We start from the raw sequence: 16,353 nt of genomic DNA, 5'->3' as shown, positions 1-16,353 counted from the left end.
GCGGTGAGGAACGGGATCTGCCGGAAGTTCGCTTTCTGTTTCGTGGTCGCCCTCGCGACACTCACCATGGGCGCGCCGCCGTCTGTGGCGAATGAGGGCGTGGCGAATGAGGGCGTCACTCCGCCCTCGGCGGGCGACCTCGCCGCCGCCGTGCGCACCGCGGGCACGCCGGGCGCGATCGCTTTCGCGAGATCGAACTTCCGGCAGGTCCACCACATCGAACCGCGACGGATCATCGTGGGCGAGCGAGGCGTCCCGGTTTACACCCTCAATCCCGATTTCGTCGGGGGAGCGGCCGGGGCCCCGGCGGGTGTCCTGCGCTCCATCGCCGTGACGGCCACCGCGGATTCCGGCCAGAAGACCACGCTGCGGGTGACTCAAGACGGAGAGAAGCCGGCCGAGTGGATGGTGGCCACCGCGTTGTCCGGAAACGACGAAGAGACCTTGAGCGCGAGGCTTCAGCCTGGCACGGTCCTGCTCAATGAGCCGCAGATCAACGGCTGGTATGCCTTGAGCCCGGCCGGAGTGGTGCTCCTGCAGGCGAGCCTGCCGCAGTCACCGGTGGGGCAGCTCATCCCGCTTTCCGAGTATCAAAGGAATGTGCACGACCGCTATGCGGACAAGATGGCGGGATCGGAGTATCAGCGCAAGCGCGGAATCGGGTTCGCGCAAGCGGAGAAGCCGCCCGCCGACGGCCTGCCGACGCCGGCCGTGACCGGGCTGATCGCCGGGGGAGCCGCACTGCTGGTCGCCGCTCTGTTCGTACTGCGCCGGAAGCGCCGCGCTATTCCCAGATGAGATCGACTCCGGCGATCCCGACGCCGAGATCCTCGAAGTAGGCGCTGGCGGTGGCACCGGGCCCGCAGAACAACGGCTCGCTGAGCACGGGAGCCAGATCCTCACGTTCGCGGACGGTCTTGAGACACCTGGCCGGAAGCAAGGCGGCGTCGAAGCGAAGCCGAAGCAGATATGCCGACATACGGGAACGGACGGTCCGGTGAAAGCAGGTCGAGCGGACCGACGCGGCCAGCAGCAGGGTGAAGGTGAAGGTGTGCGTTTCCCCTTCGGTCAGGCCGCGGTCGAAAAGGAGCTCGAACACCATCCCCGCCGACGGGGTGTTGCGGCGCACCCGGCCCAGCCGGCAGCCGTCGACGGCGAAGACCGACGTGCCCTCCATTTCGGTGCCGTCCTCGTCCTGGTGGGTCACCACGAAACCGTCCGCTCCGGACTGGCGTGCCCGGACCACCATGGTCGAGGTGATCTTCTCGACCCTGCCTTGCGCGGTCAGGGTCAGGACGTCGATCACGGTCACCACGTCGAGCTTCGCGTTTCCCTCGGCTCCGGGCGAGTCGCTCAGTTCGTCCAGCAGGGCGCAGGTTTCCGACCAGCTTCGCCGCAGTTCCGGCAACGACGGTCTGTGGTCGCTTTCGCCGGACAGCCGGTGCCGGGGGCCGATCAGGACGACCAGGCTGTCCGACGGAAGGCCCAAGACCGACTCGAGCGCGCGAACCACCGTGAGCGAACGGGGTGTCGAGGGATGCCGGAGCCCGCGTTGCCAATAGCTCAACGTCGACTCGGCCACCGACACACCGCGTGAGGCCAGATGCGCCCGGATACGGGACAGGGAGAGCCCGCGATGGTCGACCGCCTCGGAGAGCGCTCGGTGAAAGGGGCCGGACCGGACCGCACTCGGCACCGTTCCCGGCGCTCGCCGGTCTCCGTGCGTGGTGATGGGCTCCTTGCATTCCTGGTACATAGGTCACCCCTGCTACTGCCGAGTAGTCGCTCAGCATGCGCAGTTCGTGGTGAATCGGCAACCATCTAACGTCTATATCCGGACTTTCCGGCCGGGAAAGGCCGGGGCGGAGGGAAGCCGCCCGCCCCGGCCGAACTTCACCGGATCAGCGCCGGCACGGGTTGCCTGCCGGGTGCGCGGTGGTGCCGTGCACATCGGCCTGGGATTCCGCGAGCACGATCTTCGCGAGCGCGGTGTCGAGCGCGACGGCCTGTTGCTTCACGACGCCGTTCGCCACGGTCTGGCCGTTCAGCTTCAGCGAACCGATGACCAGCGGGATGGTCAGCGGGGCCGATCCCACCGTGACCGCCAAGCCGTTGATCTTCAGCGAGGCGACGTTCGAAGTACCCGCGAGCACCGGGGCGAGCCCGCCCGGAGCCGGCTGGCAGGTCGCCGTGGCCTGCGACTGGATCACGCCCAGCTCGATGTTCAGCCCGAGTGTGCTGATCACCGTCTTGTCGATCTTGGCGGACGCCAGCGCACGGTCGCCCGCCGCCGGGGCCGCGGACTGGTTGTCCGGCGTCAGATCGGTCGACGCGGTGAGCACCTTCGTCTCCACCTTGATCAGGCCGGCGTTGAGCGTCGCCGCCGCCACGGTGCTGGAGTCGTCGACACACGGCAGGTTCGCCGGGTTCGCCCGCGCCGCGGTCACACCGAGGACGTTGGCCGCGGTGCCGGTGCAGGAGAAGACGCCGTCACGGTCGTCGTCGATGATCGTGCCGACGCCCGCCGGGTCGACCAGGCCGGCGCCGACGGGGGCCGAAAGGTTCACCGTGAACGTCTCGGTGGGCTCGTCGACCGTGTCCGGGTTGACCAGCACGGTCACCGGTTTGGCGGTCTCACCGGGCGCGAATGTGACGGTGCCGCCCGCCGCCGCGTAGTCGGCCGGCGCGGTCGCGGTGCCGTTCGCGGTCGCGTAGGTGACCGAGACCGGGTCCGGGCTCACCCCACCGAGCAGCGACACCGTGAAGGTCGCCGGGACCTGCGCACCGCCGGAGCCCTCGTCGACCGTCACGTCGTTGATGCTCAAGCCGAGCACTCGCACGGTCGTGTTCTCGATGTAGCCGCGCGAAACGCCGTCGACCTGGTAGTCGACCACGCAGTGGTAGGTCCCGGGGGCCGCCGAGGCCGTCGCCGCGATCGTTTCGGTGAAGGTGGCGACGTCTCCACTGGCCACCTTGACACTGGCGGGGGAGTTGGTGACCGTGAGCTGCGGATCGCAACTGGTCACCTTCGGGGTCACGGTGACCTCGATGGCCTTGATACCGTCCAAAATGGCCTGCGAGACCTGGCCGGCCGGGACGTTGTTCAGCAGCACGCCGCCGGTGGCCGAGGTGATCGCGGCGGCCTGGCCCGTGAAGTCGAGAGCGCCGACGTTCACCGCCACGACCCGGATGTTCGCCGCCTTGAGTGCGGCGATGGTCTGCGCCAGGTCGTGCCCGCCGCTCGGGTCGTGCGACGGCGCGTCCCCGAACCACGCGATGATGCGAGTGCCGTCCGGGCGGAAGGCGACCGCGCCGGTGGCCAGTTCGTAGAGCGCGTTCAGCCCCGCTTCGGGAGTGTCGCCGCCGCCGGAAGCGGTCCATTGGTTGATCCCGGACTGGACCGCGGTGGTGTCACCGGTGATGCCCTGGTTGACCTTGAACGGCACCGAGTCGGTGAAGTCCTTGTACTCGGCGACGCCGAATCGCGCGGTCGGCTGTGCGGCGAGCACGTCCCCGGTGATGGCGCCGGCGTTGGACCGCACGTTGGTGATCGCCCCGCCCATGCTGCCCGTGGTGTCGGCGAGCAGCACGAGGTCCGGGTTCGGTGGCACCGCGGAGGTCGTCACGTTCTTGGTGATCGTCTTGCTCTGCCCCGCGGCGAGCGTGAGGTTGACGGTGGCCGGGTCGACTCCCGGTGGGGCCGCCGCGGCGACGGCGGGAGAGACGAGCAATGCGGTGATGGCGGTCAAAGCGACGAAGAGAGGTCTTCGTGACATGGCTTTCCCTTTCGAACCGGAAGTGGCCGGATTTGCTACGGGTCGCCAGGGGAAGACGGAATACGGCGCACTTCGTTAGCGCCTCCTGCGAACGTCACTCGGAGCGCCCTGTGTCAAGGCGCTCAACGGGTTATCGCCCCGGAAGCGGGCTACGCAGACCATGATCGCGTTGGGCCGGAAAAGGGAACAAACCGCGGCGGTCATCACCCTCAAGTGGGACGACCGTCGTCGATTTCCGCACCACCCGTGATCACCGTGCCGGGATAGCGGGCGTATTTCTCCGGATTTCACGCGGAATTACCACCGGATGTCGTAAGGGCGCCGGGGTGACCCAGCTGATTTCGGTCAGGACTTGACCGGCTCCACCCGACTGCGCAGGAGGCAGAATTCGTTGCCTTCCGGGTCGGCCAGCACGTGCCAGGACTCCTCCCCGGTCTGCCCGACGTCGGCCTTGCGCGCGCCGGCCGCGAGCAGGCGGTCGAGTTCGGCGTCTTGGTCCTGATCGGTGGCGTTCACGTCGAGGTGCAAAGGAAGCTTGCCGCGCCTGGGTTCCCGGTTGAGGCTCAAGATCAGCGTGGGGAGCGGGCCGCCGAATCCGGCTTCGGGCGGGCCGATCTCCAGGTCGTCGCCGTCCCAGCCGAGTTCGACGTAGCCGAGGACCTCGCACCAGAAGTCGCCGAGCCGTTGCGGGTCGGCGCAGTCGAGGACGAGTTCGGTGATCCGGCAGGCCATGGGTCGACTCCAGTCGCGGTCGAGGAAACAGCGTCATGATCGTATCCGGGAGGTACACCGGAATACCCGGCGTCGACGCGGTGTCGTGGCCGGACGAGTTTCGGTGTACAGTCGTTCACTCAGTTGAGTCGAACGGTAGGAACCGGTGCGCCAGCTCAAAGATCCCTCCGCCCGCGAAGGCGCCCCCAGCCCGTTCGGCTCGTGGCTGCTCGGGCCACTCGACCAGGACACGGCCGTGTTGCGCCGCCGTGTCCAGCGCCTGCTCACCGGGACGCTGATCGCCACCAACGTCATCGGTGCGCTCGTCGTGGTCGGGCTGGCGGCCCTGCTCATGCCGGCCCCCGGCATGTCCGCCGACCTCGTCCGGGTCACCGCGATCGCCGTGCCGGTGTACGTGATCTCGGCCGTCGTCGTGGGCGCGCTGTGGGGGACCCGAGGCGCGTTGCGCACGCTGCGCTGGGCGGCCGAAGGGCGCGACCCGACCGATGCCGAACGGGCCGCGAGCCTGCGCGTCCCCCTGCACCTGACCCTGGTGCAGGCGGTGCTGTGGGGCGCCGCCACTCCCGTCTTCGGGGTCCTGACCGCGCTGGTGCAGCCGAAAGTCGTGCTGACCGAGGTGCTCGTCGTCGCCTTCGCCGGTGTCGTCGTCTGCGCGATCGCCTATCTCGCCGGGGAATTCTCGCTGCGGCCGTACGTGGCGCTGGCGCTCGCCGGCACCAGTCCCGCGCGGCCGCTGAGCGGCGGGGTGAATCTGCGGATGCTGCTGTTCTGGTGCCTGGGCACCGGGGTGCCGGTGGCCGGGCTCGTGGTCACGGCGATCCTGGCGTGGGTGCGCGGCGACGTGTCGACCACGAAGCTCGCCGCGTCGGTCATCGCGCTCGGCCTGGTGGTGCTGTGCTTCGGCCTGCTGGTGACCGTGTTCACCGCCCGCGCCGTGGTGAACCCGATCCGGTCGGTCCAGGGGGCGCTCCGCCGGGTGCAGACCGGAGACTTCGCCGTGGAGATCCCGGTCTACGACGGCACCGAACTCGGCCTGCTGCAGGCCGGGTTCAACGGGATGGCCGCCGGTCTCGCCGAACGGGAACGCCTGCGGGACCTGTTCGGCAGGCACGTCGGGCAGGAGGTCGCGGTCGAGGCCATGCGCACGCCCAGCGAACTCGGTGGCACGGTGCGGACGGTGTCGGTGCTGTTCGTCGATCTCGTGGGCTCGACCGCGCTCGCCGCGAGCCGGCCGCCCCAAGAGGTCGTCGGCCTGCTCAACCGTTTCTTCGCGGTGGTCGTCGACGAGGTGGACCGGAACCACGGCCTGGTCAACAAGTTCGTCGGTGACGCCGCATTGGCCATCTTCGGTGCGCCGACGCCACTGGCGGACCACGCGGCCGCGGCGCTGGCCGCCGGCCGCGCGATCTCCCGGCGTCTCGCCGTCGAGGTGCCGGAGTGCCCCGCCGGAATCGGCGTCGCCACCGGGGAAGTGGTGGCAGGGAACGTCGGCGACCCGCGCCGCTTCGAGTACACCGTCATCGGCGACCCGGTCAATGAGGCCGCCCGCCTCACCGAACTGGCGAAGAACGTCGACGGCCACCTGCTCGCGTCCTGGGCGTCGGTCGAATCGGCGGCCGACCACGAGGCCGCGTTATGGGCGGCGACCGAGGAAATCACACTGCGGGGCCGAAACCGGCCCACCACGCTCGCCGTTCCGAAGTCCACTGAGGACTGAAGCCCGGCTCCTGTTCGCGAGCGCCCAGGTGGCGAGCGCGCAGAGTGCGAATGCCGCGCCGAGGAGGGTGGAGCCCGTCCAGCCCGCGGCGTCGAACAGGGTGGTGGTCGCGGTGGCTCCGAGCGCGGAGCCGAGGGAGTAGAAGACCATGTAACCGCCGATCGTGCTGCTGGTGCGGTCGGCGTAGGTGGTGGTGAGAATGTGCTGATTGCCGACGTGCACGGCCTGGACGGCGAAGTCGAGCACGATCACGCCGAGGATCAGCAGAGGCAGCGAGCTGCTCAGCTGTCCGATCGCGAGCCAGGAGCCGAGCAGGAGGACGAGCGCGAGGCCGGTGACCCGTCCGGCGTGCCCGGCGTCGCCCCAGCGACCCGATCGGGCGGCGCCCAGGGCACCGGCGAGCCCGGCGATGCCGAACAGTCCGATCTGCGCCGGGCTCAAGTGCCACGGCTCGCCGGCCAGGGGCAACGCCATGCCGCTCCAGAGGGTGCCGAAGGAGGCGAAGAGGAAGAAAGCGATCAGCCCGCGGCTGAGGAACGTCGGCTGGGTGAACAGCGAGCCCAGGGACCGGATGACCTGTCCGTACCGCTCGGTGCCGGACCGGACGTCCGCCGGCAGCGCGATGAGGCTGAGCACGCCGAGGGCGGCGGCGAGGGCCGCCAGGGCGAAGTAGCCGCCGCGCCAGCCCCAGAGGTCCGCCAGGCCTCCGGTGATGACCCGGGCGCCGAGGATCCCGGCCACCACGCCGGAGGTGACGACGCCGAGATCGCGTCCGCGCCTGTCCGGCCGCGCGATCGAGGCCGTGTAGGCCACCGCGGTCTGTACCACCACCGCGAACACGCCCGCGACGGCGAGGCCGCCGAACGCCACCCAGGCCACCGGCGCGGCCGCGGTGACCGCGAGGCCGGCCGCCACCAGTCCCAGATGCGCGGCGATCAAACGTCTGCGGTCGAGCATGTCGCCCAACGGCACCAGCAGCACCAGCCCGGCGAGGTAGCCGAGCTGCCCGACGGCCACGAACCAGCCGACCGCCTCGCGGGGGACGTCGAGGTCGTGGCCCATCTCGGCCAGCACCGGTTGCCCGGCATAGACGGCGGCCACCGCCACTCCGCACACCACAGCCAGCAGCAGTCTCGTTCCCCGTCCCACCGGTACCCCCTCGTCGGTTGGTTGCGAATTGCAACTCTTCGGAGAGTAGGTCAGAATGGTTTCATTACACAACTCAATGGAGGAGTGATGGCGAACGACGTAAGGCCGAGCCTCGCGTGGACGGACCCGGACTGCCCGGTCGCGCGGGCGGTCGACGTCTTCGGGGATCGGTGGAGCCTGCTGATCGTCCGGGATGCGATGGACGGAGCCCGCTCGTTCACCGATTTCCAGCAGCGCACGGGAATCGCCCGCAACATCCTCGCCGACCGGCTCCGGAAGCTAGCCGCTCACGGGCTCATCGCCCAGGTCGAGGCGCCGTCGGGCAAACGCCGGGTGTACGCGCTCACCGCGGCGGGAAAGGACGTGTTCCCGGTGATCGTCACGCTTCGCCAATGGGGTGAGAGTCACGCCTTCGAACCGGATGAGCCGCATTCGGTCCTGGTCGACGAACACGGCGAGGTCGTTCCGCGGGTCGTCCCCGTGGCCGCGGACGGATTGCCGGTGACGAGTGATACGACCTCCGTGCGAAAGCGGGAGCCACTCGGATGACCTGGCGAAGCGTCACGCGATGTTGCCCAGCCGGTCGGTGAGAAAGGCGAGGATCTCGTCCCTGGCCCGCAGTGTGGGATGCCCTTCGGAGTCGACGAGGTGGGCGGTGACGACGCTGTGCGGTGTGCCGACCACGTCGCGGAAGAACGGGGGAGGGTCGGTGTTCGCGGCACTGTCCGGCAGGACGCGGCCGTCGAAGGCGTCGCCGAGGAGGGCCTGGTAGGCAGCGAAGCGCTGGCCGGTGCACCAGCGGTCGCCCTCAAAGCGGTAGGCGAGGACCTTCAGTCCATCGCGCGTGACGCGATCCCGGACCGCGAGGGCGTCCTCGTCGCTCAGTTCGAGCCCGCCCGGGTCGTCCAGTGGCAAGGACGGGTGATTGACCACGGGCGCGATCACGGCAGGCTCGAGTGCCATGGTGAGGGCGAAGTTGCCGGTGAAGCACAGGCCGATCGCGCCGACCCCGGGACCGCCGCATTCGGCGTGCGCGAGCCGTGCGAGCCCGCGCAGCCATGCCGTGACGGGGCTGGTGCCGCCCCCGGCGAACGCCCGGAACTCGGCACTCACGCACGCGCGGCGGGCCACCTTCTCGCCATCCTCGGCCGTGGGATAGATCCCGTCGGCCCCGAAGAGCGAGGGGACGTAGACGGTGAACCCCGCGTCCCGCACCCACCGCGCGAGCCGAAGGACGTCGGGGCTGATGCCGGGCATCTCGGGCATCAGCACCACGGCGGGCCCGGAACCCGCGACATGCACCGTCTTCGTCACGCCGTCCACCTCCAGAGGGCGGCGGGAGAAGTCGGTGATCGCATCGTCGAGAGGTCCGTGCATACCGACAGCCTGGATCATCGTGCCGGCCGATAGCGAGCGGCCAGATCGCCAGTTATGGGGGTAATCTCGCCACATGCTGCGAGTGGGCGTTCTGGCTTATCCGGGCTGCTTCGCGTCCGCAGTGTTCGGTGTCCCCGATCTCCTCACCATGGCGACGCACATCGCGGGCCCGGACCGCGCCGGATACGAGGTGTCCGTCGTCTCGCCTCGCCGCCGAGTCGTCGCGTCGGGTGGGGTGGCATTGGCCGTTTCCCCGCTGTGTGACGTCGACGTCCTTGTCGTGCCGGGATTCGAGCTCGTCACCGGCCTCGACATCGACGCGAAGATCTCAGGCCTGTCCAAGGAAATCACGGCGATCCGGTCCCACGCGGCCGCGGGCGACGTCGTCGTCTCGATCTGTGTCGGCGCGTTCCTGCTCGCCGAGGCAGGGCTCCTCGACCATCGCCGCGCCACCACGTCATGGCTCTTCGCGGACAAACTGGCTCAACGCTGCCCCGACGCCGACGTCCGGCCCGAACACCTCGTCGTCACGGACAAGGGAGTCACGACGACGGCGGCCTTCAGTGCGATGTACGACTTCGCGCTCGAACTGATCCGCGAACACAGCGGCGCCGACGTGGCCCGGACGACAGCCCGGGTGGCGCTGGTCGACGACGCACGGTCGTCCCAGGCTCCCTACGTCGACGCGCGGCTCCTTCCGCAGCCTGGCAACGATTTCTCCCACCGGGTCAGGCGACGGCTCGACCAGAACCTGGCCGCTCGCTACGATCTCGGCGCCTTGGCCGACACCTTCAATGTCAGCTCGCGGACGTTGCTGCGGCGCTTCGCGGAGGAGACCGGCCAGAGCCCGCTCGAATACCTGCACTCGTCACGCGTCCGGCGCGCCCGCCACCTTCTCGAAACGACGGACCGCACAGTCGCCGGCATCTGCACCGCGGTCGGCTACCGGGACCCCGGGACCTTCGCCGCCCTCTTCGCCAAACACACGGGACGACGCCCACGGGACTACCGCGCCGCGTTCCGTCGCGGTATCGGCCACCCGGGAGGTTGTGACAAGTAGGAATTATGTGTCACACTGCCCCAGGGGGAATCGAAAAGCTCATTCGAGCACTGGGGCAAATCTCGAGATATAGGGGACTTTCATGAAATCTCGGACCGCAAAGATCATGCTCGCCACGACGTTGACAACCGTTGGGTTGTCTCTTGCTGTGGCGTCACCCGCATCCGCGGCTCCTCCTCCCTACTGCTCTGCCTCGCAGTACGGCAACGGGACGACTGCCTACTGTTATACGTCTGCTTCAGGTACGAAGTTCCGGGCAGTAGCTCGCTGCCGGTACCTGACTCCCTCTGGCAGCTTCGACTATTCCAACTTCTATGGCGCTTGGCGGGTGCAGGGTGATCCCACTCGCTCGATCGCGACTTGTGGCGCCGGGTGGAACTTCGTCGAGGCCGGCGCTCAAACGGGATGATGTTCGCGTCGCTCGGCGCATCAGGGGTGGGGGCGGGTCAGGTGGGTCAGGAAGTCGTGGTTGGTCTCGGTTTTCCGGAGGCTGTCGAGCAGGGTTTCGACGGCGTTGTCCCGACCGTCCAGGGCGCGGCGCAGAGTGCTGGTGGCGGCTGTTTCGCCGGCGGACACCAGGAGATCTTCTCGGCGGGTGCCGGATTGCGCGATGTCGACGGCCGGCCATACGCGTTTGTTCGCCAGGCGGCGGTCCAGTCGCAGTTCGGCATTGCCGGTGCCCTTGAACTCCTCGAAGATCACCGCGTCCCCGGTGGAGCCGGTCTCGATCAGCGCGGTGGCGAAAATGGTCAGGGAGCCGCCGTTCTCGATATTGCGCGCGGCACCGAGGAACCGCTTCGGTGGAGCGAGCGCGGCGGAATCCACGCCGCCGGAAAGGATGCGGCCGGACGCCGGCGCGGCCAGGTTGTAGGCCCGGCCGAGCCGGGTCAGGGAATCCAGTAGTACCACCACGTCTCGGCCCTGCTCGACCAGGCGCTTCGCCCGTTCGATGGCGAGTTCGGCGAGTGCGGTGTGTTCGGCGGGCGGGTGGTCGAAGGTGGCGGCGATCACCTCGCCGGGCACCGCGCGGGACAGGTCGGTGACCTCCTCCGGGCGCTCACCGACCAGCACCAGCATCAGGTGACACTCCGGGTGGTTCTTGCTGATGCCGTGCGCGATCGCTTGCAGCACCGAGGTTTTCCCGGCCTTCGGCGGCGCCACGATGAGTGCGCGCTGCCCCTTGCCGACCGGCATCACCAGGTCGATCACCCGGGTGGTGAGTGCGTGCGACTCGGTTTCCAGCCGCAGTCTTTCGTTGGGGTAGAGCGGAATCAGGTCGGCGAAGGCGGGACGGTGCCGCACCGGGCGAGGATCACGGCCGTTGACCGCGGTCACTTCGCCGTTGTCGCCGAGGCAGACCAGGTCGCCGCGGCGGAGGCCGAGGTCGCGGACCACTTTCTGTGGGATGGGCACGTCGTCGGGTCCGGGCAGGTAGCCGTCCGCCCGGACGTGTGCGCGGTCGCGCACGATATCGAGTATTCCGTTGATGGTCATGGGAAGTTCTTTCTGGGTAAGGAGAAGGGCGAAGAAACGCCGGAAGAAACCTTCGTATGGAGAAGGGAATCTAAGAGAAGCTCTCGCGGGAGGCGTTGCCTGCATCCGCTAGAGGAACATCACCACGGTAGCCCAGTCGGCGCTCACCGCGCAACCCTGGGAGCCCGGCACGGCCATCGCGAGTTACGCCGCCGCGTGGAGATCCGCGATCCTGTCGGCGAGGTCACCCGCGTCGGTGTTGGTCCGGCGCTGGTCCGCTTGGGTCCATAGTGGACGCAGCCGGTCTGTCAGGCGGGTGGAGTTGAGGCTCGCCGCACCGGCCAGCGCGGCACCGGCCACCTCCATCGCGTGGTCGGCGTCGCCGTTGATGAGGTGGCTCGTGGCCAGCATCGTCAGGCAGAATGCCTTACTGCGCGCCATGGCGCCCGAGTAGGAGTCGACCACTTCGGTCAATTCGGTGATCGCCGCGTCGGCGTAGCCGGGATCCGCGGTGGTGGCGAGTTCGTTGTGCACCGTCCCGGCCATCGCCACGAGGTCCGTCTCGCCGAAGAACGCCACATACGGCGGAACATCGGTCAGATCGGCCTCATCGAACGCCGCACGCGCCCGGTCCAGCCAGGTGTTCGCCTGCCGGCCGTCACCGAGCTGTGCGTACGCCCAGGCCATGTTGGCGCGCAGCACACTGAGCATCAACGAAGAGCCGCCGGACGCCGCCGCGTGCTCGCCGCGACGAAAAGTGCCGAGTGCCTGCCGAGAACGGCCGTGGTGCAGGAACACCCGCCCCTTGCGATAGCAGATGTTCGAGACCAGCACGACGTCGTCGGCGGCGCCGGCCAAGTCCAGCGCCCGATCGAACGCGGCGTGCGCGAGATCGCCGCGGCCGGAGTCGAAAGCCGTCCACCCCACCAGGTTCGTCAGATCCGCCACCGCGGCACACAGCCGGCGCCTCACTGAATCGCCGCAGTCTCCGCTCAGCAGGCGCGATGCCCACATCTGCTGAGCCGCCACGACATTCGAGCACCCGCCGCCTCCGTGGCGGTAATCCAGCGCGCGGAACCTCCTCGTCTTGGCCTCGACCCTCCGTACGTCGTCGAGCCCGAGACGGCCACGAGCCACCGCCTGGCGACCGCTCCTGGCGCGAGCAGAGGTACACGTGGCGGGCTCGTCATACATGACGCTCACCTCAAGGTTCGAGCGGTTTACTCCAGCATGCCGCACGCCGCAAACCCGCTTCGAGAGTCGAAAGTCCTCTCTGACCAGTGAAAACAGATCAGTGTCGAGGAGCCCGGACGTCGTGGTCCGCACCCGCATGACTGCTCGCCGAAGTGATCAAAATCACTGCGGGCCAAGTTGTGACAACCTCTGGTACTTGTGGACGCCTTGAAGCTCCGGAAGGACTTTTACCGACACTTGGGGAACATATGAAGAGACTTTCCGTCATCTTGGTGGCGATGCTGTCCGTGCTCGCGTTGACGACCGCCGCGCCCGCCGGGGCGGCTACTCGATTCGACCGGGAGCTGCAGGCGCGCATCGGGCGCGCCCAGGCCTACGCCGACAGCAGGCCGGGGGAGACCGGGATCGTCCTGCGGGACCGGTGGACCGGTGCCGTCTACCGGAGCACGGCCGCCGGGACCCTTATTTGGGCCTGCTCCACGCCGAAGCTGGCCATGGTCGTCGACCTGTTGCTGCGCAACGATTCCGGAGCTGTTCAGCTGACCGCTGAAGACCGGGACCTGATCCACCGGATGCTCAATTCCAGCGATGACGCCGCCGCCCACACCCTGTGGACCCGGTACGGCGGGGAGGCCGAGTTCGCGAAGCGGTTCCCGTCCTACGGGATGACCGACATGCGGTTCACCGATCAGCACCCGCACCATTGGGGCTGGATCCTGACCACCGCGAACGACCTCGACCGGTTGGTCAACTACGTCCTGACGCGGCTGCCCTGGCAGCACCGCGACTACATCGTCAAGGAGATGCGCACCGTCGATGTCAATCAGCAGTGGGGGGTCTGGGGCGCCGGCGCCGCCGCGCGGCCGGGGAACAAGGACGGGTGGTCCGACGACAACGACGACGGCTCCTGGATCATGAACTCGGTCGGCTTCGTGGGGCCGCATGAGCGGTACACCCTCGCTCTGATGAACAACACCAAGGTCATCCAGAACGGGTTCGAAACCGGTCAGGAGACCACCACCAAGATCAGTGAAATCCTGTTCAAGGGCTATTTCGGGGACTGATCGTGCCACGTCGGACCCGGCAGGCTCCCAGCCTGCCGGGTCCGACACCGCGCCGCTGCCCGGTGTCGATGCGGTCAGGCGACAGGCACCGTGAACGCCGTTCGAGCGGCCCGGGCGGCTTGGGCGGCGACCCCCGGGATGCCGGAGGTGATGAACGGTCCACCGCCGGCGAAGTCCCCGACGACGGCGAGGCGTGGATCGGCCGGGACGAGGCCGCCCGCGGGATGCGGCGTGGCCAGACCGCCCGCGAGCAGCGACGCGACCAGGGGTTCCGCCGCACGCGGTACGGCGTGCGGAGCCGGGTTCACGGCGTTGACGACGACGTCCGCACTCGAAGTGCCCGCATCGCTGTGCAGCCGGAAACTTCCTTGTGCGGCTCGGATTTCTCGGATGCCGGCGGTCACGCCGAGTTGCCCGCCGTCCAGCAGCCGCAGCAGGATGGCCGCGTTCACCGGCACCATGGGCGAGACGAGACTGCTCGCCAGGCGGGATCGCCGCCACAGCCGGACGCGGTCGGTTTCCGGCAGCAGCCGCCAGACCAAGGGGCCGACGGTGTGCGCCGTCTCTTGCAGGACACGGCGTCCCAGCGCGGGATCGTCCACAGTGGCCAGTTGGCGTCGCAGGCGCTCGATGGGCGGTTCGGACTCGGCGGCGAGCAGGTCGGTCACGAGGTCGTCGAAGTCTTCCCCGGCTTCCGCGAGTTCGGAACGCAGCAGGCGGACCAGATCGTCGAGGGTGACCGTGCCGTTTTCGCGATGCAGCGCGGCCACCCGGTCCGCCGTGACCTGCCGTGGGCGCCGGTCGAGCGGGCGCTGCCAGACGTGCGGCAGCAGACCGGTGCGCGAAACCAGCGTGATCGGCCCTGTGTGACCGTGCGCCGCGAGCGAGACGACGACGTCGACCGCCGTCAGGCCACTGCCGATGACCGCGACCGAACTCCGGGCCGGGATCCGGTCGAGAGTGCGCGCCAGCGGGTACGGATCGGCGACGAATCCGGCGGCCCGGCCGAGTCCATAGTGGTCCTGCGGAGGTCCTCCGCCCACGCAGAGCGTTACCCGGTCGGCTTCGTGCCCTTGTCCGTCGTCGGTGCGCAGGGTGAGCCGTTCGCCGGAGCGGGCGATCGCGGTGACGCGCCGCGCGACCACGCGGACCGCCACCCCGCGTTCGCGCAGCGTGGCCAGCGCCGCCTCGGCGGTGTGTTCCAGGTAGCCGCCGTAGAGCGCGCGGGGAACAAGTGGCTGCCCCAGGAGTTGATCCAGGTGGGCGGCGCCACGCCCGCCCAGCCAGGCGGAGTAGTGCCCGAAGTCCGCGTGGCGGATCGACATGAGGGCGGGTGGGGAGTTGACGAGCACGGTGTCCAGGTCCGGCCCGTACGGGCGGCCGCGCCACAGCTGCGGGGACGGCTCGAAAACGGTGATGGCGGTGGGTCCGGCGGCAGTGGTCGCCAGTGTGTCGAGCAGGGCGACCGTGGCCGCGCCGGCCCCGACGATTGCGATGTCCATGTCTTCGAGCCTCGCCGTGGCGGGTGCCGTGCTCCATCCCTCAAGTGCGGTCGAAAGACCGGGACCGACCCCCGCGAACGAGGGATGGTCTCGCGGCCGGAGATCGGACATGGTCACCGAAGTACCGATCAGCGGGAGGACGTCCTCGTGAGCGACCCACGCCGTCATGCCGACGTCGTAGCGGCGGCTGAGCGCGCCGGTGGCGCGCTGGACCTGTTCACCCGTGCCTCGGCCAGGCTGCGGCGGCTCGTGCCGTTCGACGCGGCCGTGTGGACGGCGACCGACCCCGAAACCGGCTTGGTCACCGCGCCCATGCTGGTGGAGAACCTCGGCACCGGTGAGGGATGCGGGGCCTATTGGGAGAGCGAGTACCTGGAGGAGAACGTCCTCCCGTTCCGCGATCTGACCCGCGCGGTCGTCCCCGCGGCGGCGCTGCGGGCGGCCACCGATGGCGTGCCCGCGCGCAGTGCGCGGTTCCGTCGTCTGCTCGGCGCCCAAGGCGTGGACGACGAACTCCGTGCGGTGCTGCGCGTCGGCGACCGGCCGTGGGGGCTGGTCAGCCTGTTCCGCATGCGGGGTGGCGCCGAGTTCGCGCCGGACGAGGTCACCTTGCTCGCCGGGCTGTCCGAACCCCTCGCCGGACGGCTGCGCCGGTTCGCTCGTCCGTCCGAATCGGACGGTGGAGACGGCTCTTCCGCACCAGGGCTGATACTCCTCGACCAGGATGGCGAGGCGACCTCGATCAACGACGAGGCGCGGCGGTACCTCGCCCGGCTGCCCGACGGCCCGTCCGTTCCCTCGGCGCTGGGCCTGAGCCTGCCGATCTGGGTGGCGGGCGCGGCACTGCAGGCACGGGCGATCGCGCTGGGCCGGGATCGAGGCAGCGCCCGGGTCCGGATCCGCACCGTGGACGGCGTGTGGCTGACCTGCCACGCCTCCTGCCTCACCGGGCCCGGCGGGAAACCGGGACCGGTGGCGCTGGTCATCGAACCCGCGGCCGCCGCCGACCTCACGGTCCTCGTCGCCGAGGCATATGGGCTGACCCCCCGGGAGCTCGAAGTCGCCCGTCTCGTGGCCCGCGGCCTGCCCACCGCCGAGATCGCCTCGGCACTGTTCCTTTCGCCCCACACCGTCCGAGATCACCTCAAGGCCCTCTTCGGCAAGACCGCGGTCTCCAGCCGTGGCGGGCTCGTCGCGCGGCTCTTCGCCGAACAGCCCCGGCCACGGTCGTCCACAGTGGACTCATAGATTCTGTTCAGCGGGTGGTGTCACTCGTGGGTACGGTTGGTCCGCCACGCTTTTGAGGAGC

The 16,353-nt window shown here is 69.1% G+C and carries 14 protein-coding genes; 6 read left to right on the top strand and 8 right to left on the bottom strand.

The genetic code is table 11. From position 1 onward, the window contains the following. The first annotated feature begins 3 nt into the window (after positions 1 to 3). Positions 4 to 798: a hypothetical protein gene (locus tag ACLJRL_RS28075; RefSeq protein ID WP_410659292.1), complete on the top strand. Its 795-nt coding sequence runs from the start codon at positions 4 to 6 to the stop codon at positions 796 to 798. Here ACLJRL_RS28075 and ACLJRL_RS28070 read toward each other — a convergent pair. From ACLJRL_RS28070 to ACLJRL_RS28060, 3 genes are all read right to left on the bottom strand, one after another. After that, a complete protein-coding gene (locus ACLJRL_RS28070; protein WP_410659291.1) occupies positions 785 to 1,756 on the bottom strand; it encodes an XRE family transcriptional regulator in 972 nt (323 codons plus the stop codon). The two genes, ACLJRL_RS28075 and ACLJRL_RS28070, sit on opposite strands and share 14 nt — an antisense overlap. Positions 1,757 to 1,901: 145 nt before the next feature. Next, positions 1,902 to 3,776: a Calx-beta domain-containing protein gene (locus ACLJRL_RS28065; RefSeq protein WP_410659290.1), complete on the bottom strand. Its 1,875-nt coding sequence runs from the start codon at positions 3,774 to 3,776 to the stop codon at positions 1,902 to 1,904. Positions 3,777 to 4,121: 345 nt separating this feature from the next. Next, positions 4,122 to 4,508, bottom strand: a complete 387-nt coding sequence (locus ACLJRL_RS28060) for a VOC family protein (protein WP_410659289.1) — start codon at positions 4,506 to 4,508, stop codon at positions 4,122 to 4,124. Positions 4,509 to 4,653: 145 nt separating this feature from the next. Between ACLJRL_RS28060 and ACLJRL_RS28055 the strand changes: the two genes are divergently transcribed. After that, entirely contained in the window at positions 4,654 to 6,225 is a 1,572-nt protein-coding gene (locus tag ACLJRL_RS28055; protein WP_410659288.1) for an adenylate/guanylate cyclase domain-containing protein, read from the top strand. Here ACLJRL_RS28055 and ACLJRL_RS28050 read toward each other — a convergent pair. After that, the gene (locus ACLJRL_RS28050; protein ID WP_410659287.1) at positions 6,142 to 7,374 is read right to left on the bottom strand and encodes an MFS transporter; all 1,233 of its coding nucleotides are present in this window, start codon (positions 7,372 to 7,374) and stop codon (positions 6,142 to 6,144) included. The two genes, ACLJRL_RS28055 and ACLJRL_RS28050, sit on opposite strands and share 84 nt — an antisense overlap. Before the next feature lie 87 nt (positions 7,375 to 7,461). On the opposite strand from ACLJRL_RS28050, the gene ACLJRL_RS28045 reads away from it, so the two are divergent. Next, positions 7,462 to 7,923, top strand: coding sequence for a winged helix-turn-helix transcriptional regulator (locus ACLJRL_RS28045; RefSeq protein WP_410659286.1), 462 nt, complete (start codon positions 7,462 to 7,464; stop codon positions 7,921 to 7,923). Positions 7,924 to 7,935: 12 nt separating this feature from the next. On the opposite strand, the gene ACLJRL_RS28040 is transcribed toward ACLJRL_RS28045, so the two are convergent. Further along, entirely contained in the window at positions 7,936 to 8,751 is an 816-nt protein-coding gene (locus ACLJRL_RS28040; RefSeq protein ID WP_410659285.1) for a dienelactone hydrolase family protein, read from the bottom strand. A gap of 73 nt (positions 8,752 to 8,824) precedes the next feature. On the opposite strand from ACLJRL_RS28040, the gene ACLJRL_RS28035 reads away from it, so the two are divergent. Further along, the gene (locus tag ACLJRL_RS28035; RefSeq protein ID WP_410659284.1) at positions 8,825 to 9,811 is read left to right on the top strand and encodes a GlxA family transcriptional regulator; all 987 of its coding nucleotides are present in this window, start codon (positions 8,825 to 8,827) and stop codon (positions 9,809 to 9,811) included. 429 nt (positions 9,812 to 10,240) lie between these two features. On the opposite strand, the gene ACLJRL_RS28030 is transcribed toward ACLJRL_RS28035, so the two are convergent. Both ACLJRL_RS28030 and ACLJRL_RS28025 read right to left on the bottom strand, forming a co-directional pair. Then, positions 10,241 to 11,410, bottom strand: a complete 1,170-nt coding sequence (locus ACLJRL_RS28030) for a transcription termination factor Rho, short form (protein ID WP_410659283.1) — start codon at positions 11,408 to 11,410, stop codon at positions 10,241 to 10,243. Between the two features lie 78 nt (positions 11,411 to 11,488). Beyond that, entirely contained in the window at positions 11,489 to 12,232 is a 744-nt protein-coding gene (locus ACLJRL_RS28025) for a hypothetical protein (protein ID WP_410659282.1), read from the bottom strand. Positions 12,233 to 12,726: 494 nt separating this feature from the next. Here ACLJRL_RS28025 and ACLJRL_RS28020 point away from each other — a divergent pair, with 494 nt between their 5' ends. Then, positions 12,727 to 13,542, top strand: a complete 816-nt coding sequence (locus ACLJRL_RS28020) for a serine hydrolase (RefSeq protein WP_410659281.1) — start codon at positions 12,727 to 12,729, stop codon at positions 13,540 to 13,542. Between the two features lie 74 nt (positions 13,543 to 13,616). Here ACLJRL_RS28020 and ACLJRL_RS28015 read toward each other — a convergent pair whose 3' ends face one another. After that, positions 13,617 to 15,044, bottom strand: coding sequence for an FAD/NAD(P)-binding protein (locus tag ACLJRL_RS28015; RefSeq protein ID WP_410659280.1), 1,428 nt, complete (start codon positions 15,042 to 15,044; stop codon positions 13,617 to 13,619). Positions 15,045 to 15,191: 147 nt separating this feature from the next. On the opposite strand from ACLJRL_RS28015, the gene ACLJRL_RS28010 reads away from it, so the two are divergent. Beyond that, the gene (locus ACLJRL_RS28010; protein WP_410659279.1) at positions 15,192 to 16,292 is read left to right on the top strand and encodes a response regulator transcription factor; all 1,101 of its coding nucleotides are present in this window, start codon (positions 15,192 to 15,194) and stop codon (positions 16,290 to 16,292) included. Positions 16,293 to 16,353 lie beyond the last annotated feature (61 nt).

Source organism: Amycolatopsis sp. lyj-112 (assembly GCF_046549055.1).
Taxonomy (GTDB): domain Bacteria; phylum Actinomycetota; class Actinomycetes; order Mycobacteriales; family Pseudonocardiaceae; genus Amycolatopsis.
Note: the sequence above shows the minus strand (reverse complement) of the source record. Positions and strands in the feature narration are given on the sequence as shown.

Excerpts from the sequence above, each read along its gene's own strand:
- ACLJRL_RS28070 (WP_410659291.1), bottom strand. The coding sequence starts at position 1,756 with ATGTACCAGGAATGCAAGGAGCCCATCACCACGCACGGAGACCGGCGA.
- ACLJRL_RS28065 (WP_410659290.1), bottom strand. The coding sequence starts at position 3,776 with ATGTCACGAAGACCTCTCTTCGTCGCTTTGACCGCCATCACCGCATTG.
- ACLJRL_RS28060 (WP_410659289.1), bottom strand. The coding sequence starts at position 4,508 with ATGGCCTGCCGGATCACCGAACTCGTCCTCGACTGCGCCGACCCGCAA.
- ACLJRL_RS28045 (WP_410659286.1), top strand. The coding sequence starts at position 7,462 with ATGGCGAACGACGTAAGGCCGAGCCTCGCGTGGACGGACCCGGACTGC.
- ACLJRL_RS28040 (WP_410659285.1), bottom strand. The coding sequence starts at position 8,751 with ATGCACGGACCTCTCGACGATGCGATCACCGACTTCTCCCGCCGCCCT.
- ACLJRL_RS28035 (WP_410659284.1), top strand. The coding sequence starts at position 8,825 with ATGCTGCGAGTGGGCGTTCTGGCTTATCCGGGCTGCTTCGCGTCCGCA.
- ACLJRL_RS28030 (WP_410659283.1), bottom strand. The coding sequence starts at position 11,410 with ATGCAGGCAACGCCTCCCGCGAGAGCTTCTCTTAGATTCCCTTCTCCA.
- ACLJRL_RS28020 (WP_410659281.1), top strand. The coding sequence starts at position 12,727 with ATGAAGAGACTTTCCGTCATCTTGGTGGCGATGCTGTCCGTGCTCGCG.
- ACLJRL_RS28015 (WP_410659280.1), bottom strand. The coding sequence starts at position 15,044 with ATGGACATCGCAATCGTCGGGGCCGGCGCGGCCACGGTCGCCCTGCTC.